General features: G+C 59.7%; 13 protein-coding genes. 6 read left to right on the top strand and 7 right to left on the bottom strand.

Features of this window, described 5'->3' with window-relative positions:
* The 6 genes from aroC to ACGHUK_RS01280 form a co-directional block, all read right to left on the bottom strand.
* On the bottom strand, positions 1-1146 hold the full coding sequence (gene aroC / locus ACGHUK_RS01255) for a chorismate synthase (protein ID WP_390574665.1): 1146 nt from the start codon (positions 1144-1146) through the stop codon (positions 1-3).
* A gap of 3 nt (positions 1147-1149) precedes the next feature.
* Positions 1150-2193, bottom strand: coding sequence for a 3-dehydroquinate synthase (gene aroB, locus ACGHUK_RS01260; RefSeq protein WP_097774639.1), 1044 nt, complete (start codon positions 2191-2193; stop codon positions 1150-1152).
* Positions 2190-3260, bottom strand: coding sequence for a bifunctional chorismate mutase/prephenate dehydratase (locus tag ACGHUK_RS01265; protein ID WP_390574667.1), 1071 nt, complete (start codon positions 3258-3260; stop codon positions 2190-2192). The genes aroB and ACGHUK_RS01265 overlap by 4 nt, the downstream gene beginning before the upstream one ends.
* 303 nt (positions 3261-3563) lie before the next feature.
* Positions 3564-3743, bottom strand: coding sequence for a hypothetical protein (locus ACGHUK_RS01270; protein WP_005943509.1), 180 nt, complete (start codon positions 3741-3743; stop codon positions 3564-3566).
* A gap of 3 nt (positions 3744-3746) precedes the next feature.
* Positions 3747-4499, bottom strand: a complete 753-nt coding sequence (locus ACGHUK_RS01275) for a hypothetical protein (RefSeq protein WP_097774641.1) — start codon at positions 4497-4499, stop codon at positions 3747-3749.
* Between the two features lie 25 nt (positions 4500-4524).
* The gene (locus ACGHUK_RS01280; protein ID WP_005943505.1) at positions 4525-5250 is read right to left on the bottom strand and encodes a 1-acyl-sn-glycerol-3-phosphate acyltransferase; all 726 of its coding nucleotides are present in this window, start codon (positions 5248-5250) and stop codon (positions 4525-4527) included.
* Between the two features lie 220 nt (positions 5251-5470).
* Between ACGHUK_RS01280 and ACGHUK_RS01285 the strand changes: the two genes are divergently transcribed.
* The 6 genes from ACGHUK_RS01285 (at position 5471) to ACGHUK_RS01310 (ending at position 12407) form a co-directional block, all read left to right on the top strand.
* On the top strand, positions 5471-6313 hold the full coding sequence (locus ACGHUK_RS01285; RefSeq protein WP_097774642.1) for a DUF624 domain-containing protein: 843 nt from the start codon (positions 5471-5473) through the stop codon (positions 6311-6313).
* 30 nt (positions 6314-6343) lie between these two features.
* Positions 6344-7708 (top strand): hypothetical protein, encoded by a 1365-nt coding sequence (locus ACGHUK_RS01290; protein ID WP_005943502.1) that lies wholly within the window; start codon positions 6344-6346, stop codon positions 7706-7708.
* 54 nt (positions 7709-7762) lie between these two features.
* Entirely contained in the window at positions 7763-8368 is a 606-nt protein-coding gene (locus ACGHUK_RS01295; protein WP_097774644.1) for an AAA family ATPase, read from the top strand.
* 340 nt (positions 8369-8708) lie between these two features.
* Positions 8709-10052, top strand: a complete 1344-nt coding sequence (locus ACGHUK_RS01300) for an MATE family efflux transporter (RefSeq protein WP_154256097.1) — start codon at positions 8709-8711, stop codon at positions 10050-10052.
* A 45-nt stretch (positions 10053-10097) separates the two neighbouring features.
* Positions 10098-10802, top strand: coding sequence for an HdeD family acid-resistance protein (locus tag ACGHUK_RS01305; protein ID WP_390574669.1), 705 nt, complete (start codon positions 10098-10100; stop codon positions 10800-10802).
* 198 nt (positions 10803-11000) lie between these two features.
* Positions 11001-12407: an NAD(P)/FAD-dependent oxidoreductase gene (locus ACGHUK_RS01310; protein WP_097774647.1), complete on the top strand. Its 1407-nt coding sequence runs from the start codon at positions 11001-11003 to the stop codon at positions 12405-12407.
* Positions 12408-12474: 67 nt separating this feature from the next.
* Here the strand turns inward: ACGHUK_RS01310 and ACGHUK_RS01315 are convergent, their stop codons facing one another.
* Positions 12475-12951 (bottom strand): peptidylprolyl isomerase, encoded by a 477-nt coding sequence (locus ACGHUK_RS01315; RefSeq protein ID WP_349137645.1) that lies wholly within the window; start codon positions 12949-12951, stop codon positions 12475-12477.
* Positions 12952-13072 lie beyond the last annotated feature (121 nt).

Raw genomic sequence — 13072 nt, forward strand, 5'->3', positions numbered from 1 at the left:
TTACTCGTCCTCCTTCCGGAAGCTGGTGGGGTGGGTCATCCAAGCCTCGCCGTAGCGTGCCGTGAGCAGGTCGCCCACAGCCAGTGCGGCGACGCAGGTCTGCACGATGGCGGCTCTGGGCACGATGCAGGGGTCGTGACGGCCCTGAATGGACAGCTGCGCGTCCTTTTTGGCAAGATAGTCCACTGTGTCCTGCTGCTTGTAGATGCTGGGTGTGGGCTTGACCACGGTGCGGAACACCACCGGCATCCCGTTGGCGATGCCGCCGTTGATGCCCGCATTGTGGTTGGTGGCGGTCACCACTGCTCCCTCCGGCGTCATGCGGAAAGCGTCGTTTGCTTCGGAGCCGCGCATCCCGGCAAAGCCGAAGCCGGTGCCGAACTCGATGCCCTTGACGGCGGGGACGGAGAACACCAGATGTGCGATCTCGCTTTCCACGCTGTCAAAATAGGGCTCACCGATGCCTGCCGGCAGGCCGAGGATGGCGGTTTCCAGCATCCCGCCCACGCTGTCGCCCTCCGCACCGGCGGCACGGATGGCGGCTTTCATGGGTTCTTCTACGGTTTCATCCAGCACCGCAAAGCCCTCGGGCTTGCTGGCAAGGGCTTCCACCTGAGCAGAGAGCTGTGCGGCATCATCCTGTGCAAAGCGGGTGTCCGCAATGCCGGCGCACTCTGCGATATGGGTGGTGATGTCGATGCCCGCACGGCGCAGTGCGCTCAGCACAATGGCACCGCCCGCCACAAGGGCGGCCGTCACCCGGCCGGAGAAGTGCCCGCCGCCGCGGGCATCCTGAAAGCCGTGGTACTTGGCATAGGCGGTATAGTCTGCGTGGCCGGGGCGCAAAAGGTCTGCGGTCTTGGCGTAATCGCCGCTGCGGGTGTTGGTATTTTCGATCATCAGGGCAATGGCGGTGCCGGTGGTGCGGCCGTTCACCACGCCGGACAGCAGCTGCACGGCATCTGCCTCCACCCGGGGGGTGGACAGGCCGTCGCCCCGGGCACGGCGCTTGTCCATGCAGGCGGCAAGAAATGCCTCGTCCACCGGCAGGCCTGCGGCCATGCCGTCCAACACCGCGCCGATGGCGCGGCCGTGGCTCTCGCCGAAAATGGTCAGCGAAAGGTCGCTGCCGAATGTATTTTTCATGGCTTACTCCTCAATGCCCAGCAGGGGACGCAGGCCCTCCACCGGGATGGTTTCGGCGCGCCAGCAGCCCAGACCCGGCACCTTGATAATGGTGATCTGGCCGCTCTGTGCCTTTTTGTCGTGCAGCATTTCAGCCAGCACCTTTTCCTTATCGTAAGTAGTGCGGGTGGGCAGGCCGAGGCGGCGGTACACCGCGCGCACCCGCTTCTGCAGTGCCTTGGATTCGATCATGGGCAGCATGCCCAGCGCCACGCACTCGCCGTGGTAAAGGCCCACGGTGCGACGGCCCTTGATGCCCTTGACGGCCTCGATGCCGTGGCCGATGGTGTGGCCGAAGTTGAGGGCCTTGCGCATGCCCTGCTCAGTCTCGTCCTGCTCCACGATGTTCTTCTTGAACCGCAGGCTGCGGCAGATGATCTCGCCGATCTGGGCATCCACGTCGCCATTTTCAAAGATCGCGAACAGCTCGGGGTCTGCCAGCAGGCTTGCCTTGACGGCTTCTGCCAGACCGTTGATGAAGTGGCGGCGGGGCAGGGTGGCAAGGGTGTCCGGATCCACGATGACGAGCTTGGGCTGCCAGAAAGCGCCCACGATGTTTTTGGTATCGCCCAGATCCACGGCGGTCTTGCCGCCGATGGAGGAATCGATCATGGAAAGGGTGGTGGTGGGGCAGTTGATGAAGTCGATGCCCCGCATGTAGATGGAAGCGGCAAAACCGGCCAGATCGCCCACCACGCCGCCGCCCACGGCGATCACCAGATCGCCGCGGCCCATGCCGAATTCCAGCATCTGCTTGAGGACGGATTCCAGAATTTTAAAGCTCTTGCTGGCTTCGCCCTGCGGCACCGTGATGATGTGGGCATCCTTGCACTGGTCGGCCACCATCTGGGCGTACTGTGCGGGCACACCACTGTCGGTCACAACGGCCACACGGCGGTCCAGCCGGGCGAACTGGTACAGGTTTTCCAGCGAGCCGCTCTTGACGATGATGTCATAGCTGCGCTCGCCCAGATTCATGGTCAGCTTGGTTCCGATAAATTCACTCATTTGGTATACACTCCTAACAGCCGCACGGTACGGCAGGTGCGGTCAAGCTCACGCAGCAGCGCGGCGGTCTCGTCGGCGGTGGGGTCGCCCACCAGCTCCACGTAAAAATAATATTCAAACGGCACATGAGGCATGGGCCGACTCTTGATGGACTCCATATTGAAGCCGCTGGCACCGATGATCTGGATCACCTCGCCCAGCTTGCCGGGTTTGTTGTCCACCGTGAACAGCAGCGAGAACCGGTTGCCGCCGGTAGGCTTTTCGCGGCTGAGCACGATAAAGCGGGTGGTGTTGTCGCCGTCGGTGTTGATGCTGGGCACCAGCACCTCCAGCCCGTACAGCGCCGCCGTCTCCACGCTTGCAATGGCCGCTTTGGAGGAGTCGCCGCTTTCGGCCACGAACTTTGCGGCCATGGCGGTGTTGGCCATGGCGGTGGCGGGCAGGCCGAACTGCCTTAAAAAGGTCTCGCTCTGGGCGATGGCCTGCTGGTGGCTGTAGACGCTTTTGATCTGGTCGAGCTTTGTGCCCGACAGCACCAGAAGATTCTGGGAGATGGGCAGATCGTACACATCCACCACCCACAGCGCCGGATGGTTATAGCACAGATCCAGCACGGCGGAAACATCGCCCGCATGGCTGTTCTCAAAGGGAACGACGCCCCGGGCAGCATCGCCGCGTTCCACCGCGTCAAACACCTCGTCCCAGGTGGGGTAGCTCACAGCCTCGGCGTGGGGGAACAGCGCCCGGAGGGCAATGTGAGCAAAAGCGCCTTCCACGCCCTGATAGGCGGCGCGGTTTTGGCCCAGCACCACGGCTTCGTACTGCTTTGCCACGTCCATCAGGTTCTGCACGTGGTCTTTATAGTAGGGCCGCAGGGCCGGGTCCTGAATGCGGGCCGCAGCCTTTTCCAGCACTGCCGTCTCGCGGGCGGCATCGTAAACGGGCAGGCCATGGGCTCTTTTGTATTCGGCCACCTGCAGCACGGCGGCCATCCGCCGCTCAAACAGCGCAGCCAGCTGGGCATCCACCGTGTCGATCTCGGCGCGTGCCTGTTCCAGTGCGTCCATGGGTTCACATCCTTTTGTATGTATGATAAATACCATCAAGATAATAGATACCCAGTAAGTATACCATAACTGGGACGGAGAAACAACAAAACCTCCGGCGTTTCAAAGGGGAGAATAATTCAAATGACAGATGTGTAAAAAGAACAAAATAGAAAACGAACTCCCTCAGTCAAACCCTTGCGGGTTTGCCAGCTCCCTCAAAGAGGGAGCCGCTGACAAAGCGGAAAAGTTTCCGGCTCTGCCAAGGGCCCCATCCCCGAGGGGGCTGTCGCCGAAGGCGACTGGGGGAGTTCTATTTGCATATTATCTGTTTTTCAGCAGTTCTTCCCTGCTGCGGGCTTTGCCGTAATATCTCCCATAGGGATTATCCAGCGCCTGTGCAAGGGAGACCGGCTTTTCCGGCTCCGGCCTTTGCACCGGCTTTGCTGTGCGGTCAAATGTGAACCCGGCGGCAGGCCCGCCGCGCTTTACCCGGAACCGCATGGCTTAGCCCTCTGCACTGGCGGTAGAAACAGCCCCGGCGGTCAGCTTGTTCCACAGTTCTTCGCCGCCCTCAAGCAGGTCGGCGGAGTCCTTGTTCCATGCGCCGCGGATGCCGATATAGTACCGGCTCATCAGCTCCTGACTGGAGCCGCTTTCGCTCTGCACAGCATCAGAAGCGTAATCGCCCAGATCAAGGCCCGCCAGCACCGGGCAGTCGGTCCAGCGGTAGACCATGTTCCACCAGTCACTGTCTGCGTCGGACTGCGGCAGGCTGCCGTCGAGGTAGCGCAGGGTGCCGGTGGTCTGCTGGAACCCGGCTGGGTCGTACAGGATGAAGATGGAACTCAGCGCGCCCTGAATGTCGGTGGAAAGCTTGGTGGTGCCTGCCATGTCAAGGTAGGCATCCGAGTCCTCGTTGCCAAAATCCATGGTGTAGAGGTTCAGCTTTACCACCACCTTGCCGTCGCCGTTGCGGTCTTCGCCGTAGGCGGCAAGGGCGTCCTGCAGGGCGGTCTGGGTGGCTTCCGGCAGGTAGTGGGGGGCCACAACGGCCACGTTATAGTCTGCATGGACGGTAAAGAAATACTGCCCGATGAAGTTGTAGCCGAAGAACACCACGATGATGCCGATGATGATGACCCACTTGAGGTTATAATCCCACCAGTTGGCCCAGCGTTCCTTGCGGGTGTACTGGCGCTGTTTGCGGGGCTGGAGGTCTTTGGGGTCGATATCGCGTTCGTAACGGTAGCTTGCCATGGGGCAGTTCCCTCCAAGTTCTGATTTACAGCTGTGCCAGAATGGCCTGACGCACAGCATCCGGCAGCTGCTTCTGCTCGGCCTTGCTCATGCCTGCAGTCCGGATGGGCGGCAGCACCTTGATATGCACGCTGCCCGGATGGCACAGGTTGCCATTGTTCTCGAACAGGGCACGTGCACCGGTAATGGCCACCGGAACCACCGGTGCGCCGGTCTTGACGGCAATGCGGAATGCACCGGCCTTGAACTCACCGGCACCGCCCTCTTCCCCTTTGTAGCGGGTGCCCTCCGGGAAAATGACGAAGCTCTTGCCGCTCTCCACAATGGCAGTGGCGTCGTTCAGGGCGCGCACGGATGCCCGCAGGTCGTCGCGCTGCACGAACACGCAGCCCAGCAGCTTCATCCAGCGGTTCAGCAGCGGGATCTTTTCCAGTTCTTCCTTGGCAAGGATGCCGTGGGGCTTATCCAGACTGGCCAGCAAAAGCGGGATGTCGTAGTAGCTGCGGTGGTTGCCCACGAACACGCAGGCCGTATCTTTGGGGATATTCTCAAGGCCCTCCACGCTCAGGGAAACGCCGGTCACCTTTAAAATGCCCCGGCTCCAGTGCGGGATATGCTTGTTGACAAGCTCTTCCACCAGCTGCATGTCGCCTGCAGCCAGAGCGCGTTCCGCCCGGCGCAGCACGCCATAATGGACGATCATATAACCAAATAAGTAAATAAACATCGCAATCGTGCGAAAAATGCTCATTGCGTTTTCCTCCCTCCGGCAAAATATGCCATTGTCATTGTATCACACTTTTTGTAAAAAGGGGAGAAATAACACTTTTTTTACAAATCGGAGGATCTGCGGTCTTGCAAAATTGACAAAATGCGGGTATATTTATAGTTGTAAAGCCAGCACAATGGCACTTTCTGCACGAAATGCTTTCTGCCGGCCCAATGGATGAAGAGAGAGGTACCATACGAACATGGGTTTATTTCCTTCCGCAAATGACTTCAAGGCCGGTAAGGGCGTTGAAAAGGATGCTCCCCGCAAGACCGGCGTGGGCCGTTTTTTTGAGCTTGTGGGCCGTGATATGAACGGCATGTTCCTTGCAAACCTGCTGGCCTGCATCGGCTTTCTGCCGGTGATCTGTCTGGTGTACATCGGCTTTCTGGCAAACAGCCTGCCTGTCATGCTGGCAAGCGCGGTGGTAGGCGGCATTCTGGCCGGGCCTGCGCTGGCCGGCATGTACGATACCGTGCTGCGTGCCCTGCGTGACGAAGCCGGTTACTGGTGGGTGACCTATCGCCGTGCCTTCAAGCGCAACTTCAAGGCCAGCATTGCGCCGGGCATCTTCTACTGTGTGGTGGTCACGGCGCAGATCTTCCTTGTGTATTTCTGCTTCAATATGCTGAGCAAGGGCACCAATGTGGGCGTGCCGCTGTGGGTAGCCACGGTGCTGAACCTGCTCATCTTCCAGATGCTGTTCGCCTACATGTGGCCGCAGGTGGTGCTGCTGGATCAGCCCTTCAGCCTGACCGTGAAAAACAGCATCAACTGCATGATCGCGTTCCTGCCCCACGCACTGGCGGCGGCCATCGTGCAGATCCTGTTCTGGGGCGTGGTGATCCTGTGCATGCCGCTGGGCCTGCTGCTCATGCTGATCTTCGGCTTCTGGTTCGTGACCGAAGTATCCTGCCAGATCATCTACGGCGATATTGAAAAGGTGTTCCACATTGAGGAGAGCATCCGCAAAATGAAGGATGCCGAGCTGGAAGCCGCCCTCAAAGAGGACTACGGCGAAAGCACCGACGACACCGAAGAGTAAATTTGAACTTCCGCAAAGGAGGGGTGCTCCATGGAACAACGGAATAATCTGGTTTTGCAGGGCACCGAGACCTTCTCCCGCGGGCAGCTGGACAATGTGGCACTGGACGGCGGTGCACTGGTGCTGGACAGCGTGGCGGGCCGCTGCCTGCAATACGGCAGCTACACCACGCCGGAATTTGCCATGCCGGCCTTCTGCAACCTGAATGTCAGCTGGAACGCCTTTGCGCCCCACAACACCATGGTGGAGGTGCGCTGCCGGGTATATGCCGGAGGAAACTGGACCGGCTGGATGAGCTTTGGCAAGTGGGCACCGGGCTACCCCCGCTGCAGCTGCAATTCCCAGAGTGACGACGGCATGATCTTCCTCATGGGCGATACTGTGACTGTGGCAACGCCCGGCGGCGGCACCGGTGTGCAGCTGCAGGTGAACCTTTCCACCAACGATGACAAGGTCTCGCCCGCAGTGCGCCTGCTGGCCGCGGCAGTGCGGCCGCTGGCGTGGGAAAAGCACAACGGCCACCCGCTGAACCGGCAGCTCTATCTGCCGGAATACTGCCTTTCCGCCCACGATCCCAGCTTTGGGCGCACCATGGATCTGCCGCTGGTCATGGCGGCACTGATGAACTGCTGGGGCGAGGATGTCCTGCCCGAAGAAGTGGCTTATGTGATGGAGGACATGGCCCACAGCACCACCGCCAATGCGGCCTTTGCGGCTGCTGCCGCTGGTTGCTGCGGCTACCCCTGCTGGCAGGCATGGATGGACCTTGCCGACCTGCGTGCCCAGATCCACGATGACTGCTGTGTGGCAGTGCAGGTGGAGCGGCGCATCCGCGGCCAGCGGGACCCGGTGCGGGTCTGGATGGGCCTGCGCGGCTTTGGCCACGACGATGCCGTAATGGCAGATTATGTGCTGCTGAACGACCCCACCGCAGATTCCAACGGCGCAGTGAACTGCACCATGGCACTGGTGGACTTTATGCGTTACTTTACCGGGCGCGCCATCGCCCTGCGGGCAAAACCCCGCGATGTTGCCGCCAACCGTCCGCTGCGGATGCGCTGCGAGCTGGTGCCCGGCGAGACGGCAGACGTTTACTATTTTGAGCAGCGCGGCGTGAAGGACCCGCTGCCGGAAGGCTTTTCCGGCTGGGTGGCCTGTGCGTGCCACGACGGTGTGGCCCACGCCACCACCGCCCACCGCAGCTTCTGCCGGATGGAGCGCACGCCGGAGGGAGGCATCCGCTTCCCGGAAAAGATCATGGCCGCAGGCTGCCGCTGCAGCGTGTATGCAGTGGACCAGACCGGTGCCATGCGCGTGGCGGAGGTGCGGCTGCCAAAGCCGCGCCCCACGCCGGAGCAACCTGTTTCCCAGGCACAGGAAAAGCCGGCGGAATGACCGGCCCGACCCAAAGCCTTTGGGCTATAGATCAAGACATAGGAGGAACACATTATGGCAAAGACGATCATCACTTTGGGACGTGAATACTGCACGGGCGGCCGCTACATCGCTGAAGATGTGGCAAATGCGCTGGGCATCAAGCTTTACGACAAAGAGCTGATTACCATGGCAGCAAAGCACTCCGGTCTTTCGGAAGAAGCTGTTGCCGCCAGTGAAAAACGGCATACTCACAGCCTGCTGTACAGTCTGTACACCATGGGCAATGAGCTGCCGCTGGGCGATCAGGTGTTCATTCTTCAGAGCCGCATCATCAAGCAGCTGGCCGAGGAAGGCCCCTGCGTGATCCTGGGCCGCTGCGGCGACTATGTGCTGCGTGAGCGCAAGGATGTGCTGCGCGTGTTCGTGTACGCCCCCAAGGAGTGGCGGCTGGAATACGCAAAGACCAATCCTCTGGTCAAGGCCAAGGACGAAAAGGGCATCAAGGACGAGGTGGAAAAGACCGACCGCAACCGTTCTGCCTACTACAACTACTACACCCAGAACCGCTGGGGTGATGCCCACAACTATGATCTGGCCATCAACGCTGCTCTGGGCCGCGAGACCTGCGTGAAGATGATCCTGGACGCAGCCGCCGCCAAGGAGAAGAACCTTGGCTGACCGCCCGGGCACTTCAAAATAAAACAACGATGATTCGTGGGTAGGGTGCTTTTGCACCCTGCCCACGTTTCGGGCAACGGCGACGACCGCGGCCTGCGGCCGAAACAGGGAGGAGCCGTTGGGGCAGCGGCCAGCAGGACACGAGTGCCGCATGGGCGGTCACGAAGTGGACGCTGGGAGCCGCAACCCGGGCGCTGATGCCGTTTCCGGTTTTCAGAAGCCCTGCCAGCTGCACAAGTGCGGCAATCTGTCTCTAGCAAACCCATCCCAATGTAAAAAAGGAGCAAACGTGGAAACAAAGCAACCCCAGACCTCTCCCGCCCAAACGCGGGAAAACATTATGGGCACCATGGAGATCAACCCTCTGCTGGTCAAGCTGAGCGTGCCCATGATGATCTCCATGCTGGTGCAGGCGCTTTACAACGTGGTGGACTCGGTGTTCGTGTCCCATGTGAGTGAAAGCGCCCTCACCGCTGTGTCCCTCGCCTTCTCGCTGCAGAATGTGATGATCGCTGTGGGCGTGGGCACCGGCGTAGGCGTGAACGCCATGCTGTCCAAAAGTCTGGGCGAAAAGAACCAGAGCCGCGCCAATGCCACGGCGAAAAACGGCATCTTTCTTTCGCTGTGCAGCTTCGTGGTGTTCCTCGTCATTGGCCTTACCTGCATGAAGCCCTATTTCTATGCACAGACCAGTGATGCGGCTATTGCGCAGCAGGGCATCCAGTATCTTTCGGTGTGCTGCATCTTCAGTCTGGGCCTTTTCACCCAGACCATGGGCGAAAAGCTGCTGGCCGCTACCGGCCGCACCCACCTGAGCATGATCAGCCAGCTGGTGGGTGCCGTGGTGAACATCATTCTGGACCCTATCTTCATCTTTGGTTACTGCGGTGAGGCCCTCAGTGGTACCACCGGCGCAGCTGTGGCAACGGTCATCGGCCAGTTCTGCGGCGCAGGCATGACCCTGTTCTTCAACCTGAACAGGAACCCAGATATCCAGATCAGCTTCAAGGGCTTCCGCCCCAGTGCCAAGGCCATTGGCCGCATCTACACGGTGGGCCTGCCCAGCATTGCCATGCAGTGCGTGGGCAGCCTGATGACCTTTGGCATGAACCTGATCCTCATGAGCTTCTCGGCCACAGCGGTGGCGGTGTTCGGTGTGTACTTCAAGCTGCAGAGCTTCGTGTTCATGCCCATCTTTGGCTTGAACAACGGCATGGTGCCCATCATCAGCTACAACTACGGTGCCCGCAGACCGGACCGCGTGAAAAAAACCATCAAGCTGGCAGTCTGCTATGCCGAGTGCATCATGCTCATTGGTTTCTGCATCTTCCAGTTCGCACCGGATAAGGTGCTTGGCATCTTTGCGGCCAGTGATGCCATGCTGGCCATTGGCATCCCAGCCATGCGCATCATCTGCCTGCATTTCCTGCTGGCGGGTGCCAGCATCGTGCTCAGCTCGGTGTTTCAGGCACTGGGCAACGGTGTGTTCAGCCTGATCGTTTCGGTCTGCCGGCAGCTGTTCGTGCTGCTGCCGGCCGCATGGCTGCTGGCACAGACCGGCAATGTCAACAATGTCTGGTGGGCCTTCCTCATCGCTGAGATCGTCAGTGTCCTGCTGAGCCTTGGCTTCTACGCCCGCATCAACAAAAACATCATTGCCCCCATGTATTCCCCTGCCGAATGAGGGGCGTGAAAAACTGTCCCTGCAAAGGAAAGGAACGTGATCTCTATGGTAAAAAAGCTCAAATGGAATCTGGTGCTCATGAGTGCGCTGTATCTGGGTCTGGGCGTTTTTCTGCTCATGAAGCCCACCACGGCCCTGAACATCGTGTGCTATGCGCTGGGCGCTGTGGTGCTGGCCTGCGCGGCGGTGCAGCTCATCCGCTATTTTGTGGTGGAACGCGGTGTGTTCCAAAGCCAGCTCACCCTGATCTCCGGCATCATCTGTCTGGCATTGGGTGCGTTCCTGATCCTGCGCAGCGACATCGTGGTGAGTATCCTGCCCATCGTGTTCGGCCTGTTCGTGATCTTTGACAGCATCAGTCGTGTGCAGAACGCACTGGATCTGCGCCGCTGCGGCTATTCCAGCTGGAAGAGCTTTCTGCTGCTGCCGGTGCTCAGCGTGGTGCTGGGCATTATCATGATCCTGAACCCCTTCGGCACCATGGAAACGCTGGTCATGGCCATTGGCATCATCCTGATCGTGGAGGGTTCCATCAACCTGCTCAGCGCCCTGTACACGGTGCTGGCCGTGCGCCGTTTTGCCAAGCTGCACCCGGAGACTCAGTCCATGCTGGAGTCCCTGACCGGTGAAGACCTGAACGGCGACGGCGTAGTCGCTCCGGATGTGACCCGCACTGATGCCGAGGCCAGCGCTGTGGAGCTGGATGAGGTGGACGAGAGCGCCACTGTGGAACAGGAGAACGAGAAATAAACCCTCTCAGGCGCTCCGCGCCAGCTCTCCCGAAGGGCGAGCTTAATGCGCTGTTTTGATGACGTTTTCCTCATACTGTGAAGAAGGTGTACCCTTTCTTCCGCAGGAAAAAGCTCCCCCCTCGGGGGAGCTGGCAACGCCGTCAGGCGTTGACTGAGAGGGTTTTATACTAACGACTAAGCAAAGGAAAAAGAGAAAATGGAAAAGTATGATCTGATTATTGTCGGTGCCGGCCCGGCTGGCATTTTTACCGCTGTGGAGCTGCTGCGCCACGGCAGCAAAAAGAAGATGCTGCTGGTGGAAAAGGGCAAGCCCGTGGAAAAGCGCCACTGCCCCAAAGCCGAAGTGGGCCACTGCGTCAACTGCCGCCCCACCTGCGCCATCACCACCGGCTTTTCCGGTGCAGGTGCCTTCTCGGATGGCAAGCTGAGCCTCTCCTATGAGGTGGGCGGCGACCTGCCCACCCTGATCGGAGAGGAGTTTGCACAGGAGCTTATCAACTACACCGACAAGATCTACCTTGAGTTCGGCGCAGACCCCCATGTGGAGGGCATCTACACCGGCGAGGAGATCAAGGAGATCCGCAAGAACGCCATCCATGCCGGCCTGAAGCTGGTGGACTGCCCGATCCGCCATCTTGGCACAGAGAAGGCGCAGCAGCTGTATCTGGCCATCCAGAACTATCTGGCCGACAACGGCGTGGAGATGCTGTTCAATACTGAGTGCGAGAACATCATCCTTGAGAACGAGGAGTGCAAGGGTGTGCTGCTGAAGGACGGCGATCAGGTCCGGCCTGTGTATGCGGATACCGTGGTCATTGGCACCGGCCGCCGCGGTGCGGACTGGCTGGAAAAGATCTGCGCCGAGCACCACATTGCCCACAAGCCCGGCACCGTAGACATCGGTGTGCGCGTGGAGTGCCGCAACGAGGTCATGGAAAAGGTGAACAAGGTGCTGTATGAGTCCAAGCTCATTGGCTACCCCAAGCCCTGGAAGAACAAGGTGCGCACCTTCTGCCAGAACCCCGGCGGCTTTGTGGCGCAGGAAAACTACGACAACGACCTTGCCGTGGTCAACGGCCACAGCTTCAAGGAGAAAAAGAGCGAGAACACCAACCTTGCGATTCTGGTCTCCCACAACTTTACCGAGCCGTTCAACCAGCCTATTGCCTACGCACAGAAGGTGGGCGAGCTGACCAACATGCTGGGCGCAGGCCACATCATGGTGCAGCGCTACGGCGACATTCTGGACGGCAAGCGCACATGGCAGAAGGAGCTGGCCCAGTCCAACGTGAAGCCCACCCTGAAGGATGCCGTGGCAGGCGACATTACCGCCGCCATGCCCTACCGCGCCATGACCAACATCATTGAGTTCATCAAGATGCTGGATATGGTGGTGCCCGGCTTTGCCGCCAACGAGACCCTGCTGTACAGCCCGGAGCTGAAGTTCTACTCCAACAAGGTGAAGATGGACGAGAACCTTGACACCAACATCAAGGGCCTGCACTGTCTGGGCGACTCCTCCGGCTGGACCCGCGGCCTGATGATGGCTTCGGTCATGGGCGTGCTCATGGGCCGCAAGCTGGCCGAAAAGGAAGGCTGCTAAAAACAAGCATCAACAAAAACAAAAAATCCCGGCACCGCAAGGTGTCGGGATTTTTTAGGTTTAAAAATCAGCCCCCAATGAGCTCCACGGTCTTCATCTTGACCGGGGTGGTGGGCTTGTCGTTCCAGTCGGTGCGGACCGCTGCGATCTTATCCACAACGTCCATGCCTGCAACCACCTTGCCGAAGGCGGCGTACTGGCCGTCCAGATGGGGTGCATCCTGATGCATGATGAAGAACTGGCTGCCGGCGCTGTTGGGGTTCATGGCGCGTGCCATGCTGATCACGCCGCGGGTGTGCTTGAGCGGATTGTTCACGCCGTTTGCAGCAAACTCGCCCTTGATGTTCCAGCCGGGGCCGCCGGTGCCGTTGCCCAGCGGGCAGCCGCCCTGGATCATAAAGCCGGGGATCACGCGGTGGAAGGTCAGGCCGTTGTAAAAGCCCTCGCTGACCAGCTTCTTGAAATTCTCACAGGTGATAGGAGCGGCTTCTTCGTTCAGCTCGATATCGATGATGCCGCCGTCTTCCATAGTAATGCGAACCATAACGCTACAATACTCCTTTTGTGTTGCCCCGCAGCAGTGCGGGAGTGTTCGGCAGAAGGCCTGCCGGATATCTCTTATAGTATACCATAGGTTTTGGGGGTTGCAACGCCGCAGATGCAAC

It is taken from the genome of Faecalibacterium sp. i25-0019-C1 (assembly GCF_042854225.1).
GTDB classification, from domain to species: domain Bacteria; phylum Bacillota; class Clostridia; order Oscillospirales; family Ruminococcaceae; genus Faecalibacterium; species Faecalibacterium taiwanense.

Bases quoted from the DNA above. Each gene is read 5' to 3' on its own strand.
- aroC (WP_390574665.1), bottom strand. From the start codon at position 1,146: ATGAAAAATACATTCGGCAGCGACCTTTCGCTGACCATTTTCGGCGAG.
- aroB (WP_097774639.1), bottom strand. From the start codon at position 2,193: ATGAGTGAATTTATCGGAACCAAGCTGACCATGAATCTGGGCGAGCGC.
- ACGHUK_RS01265 (WP_390574667.1), bottom strand. From the start codon at position 3,260: ATGGACGCACTGGAACAGGCACGCGCCGAGATCGACACGGTGGATGCC.
- ACGHUK_RS01270 (WP_005943509.1), bottom strand. From the start codon at position 3,743: ATGCGGTTCCGGGTAAAGCGCGGCGGGCCTGCCGCCGGGTTCACATTT.
- ACGHUK_RS01275 (WP_097774641.1), bottom strand. From the start codon at position 4,499: ATGGCAAGCTACCGTTACGAACGCGATATCGACCCCAAAGACCTCCAG.
- ACGHUK_RS01280 (WP_005943505.1), bottom strand. From the start codon at position 5,250: ATGAGCATTTTTCGCACGATTGCGATGTTTATTTACTTATTTGGTTAT.
- ACGHUK_RS01285 (WP_097774642.1), top strand. From the start codon at position 5,471: ATGGGTTTATTTCCTTCCGCAAATGACTTCAAGGCCGGTAAGGGCGTT.
- ACGHUK_RS01290 (WP_005943502.1), top strand. From the start codon at position 6,344: ATGGAACAACGGAATAATCTGGTTTTGCAGGGCACCGAGACCTTCTCC.
- ACGHUK_RS01295 (WP_097774644.1), top strand. From the start codon at position 7,763: ATGGCAAAGACGATCATCACTTTGGGACGTGAATACTGCACGGGCGGC.
- ACGHUK_RS01300 (WP_154256097.1), top strand. From the start codon at position 8,709: ATGGGCACCATGGAGATCAACCCTCTGCTGGTCAAGCTGAGCGTGCCC.
- ACGHUK_RS01305 (WP_390574669.1), top strand. From the start codon at position 10,098: ATGGTAAAAAAGCTCAAATGGAATCTGGTGCTCATGAGTGCGCTGTAT.
- ACGHUK_RS01310 (WP_097774647.1), top strand. From the start codon at position 11,001: ATGGAAAAGTATGATCTGATTATTGTCGGTGCCGGCCCGGCTGGCATT.
- ACGHUK_RS01315 (WP_349137645.1), bottom strand. From the start codon at position 12,951: ATGGTTCGCATTACTATGGAAGACGGCGGCATCATCGATATCGAGCTG.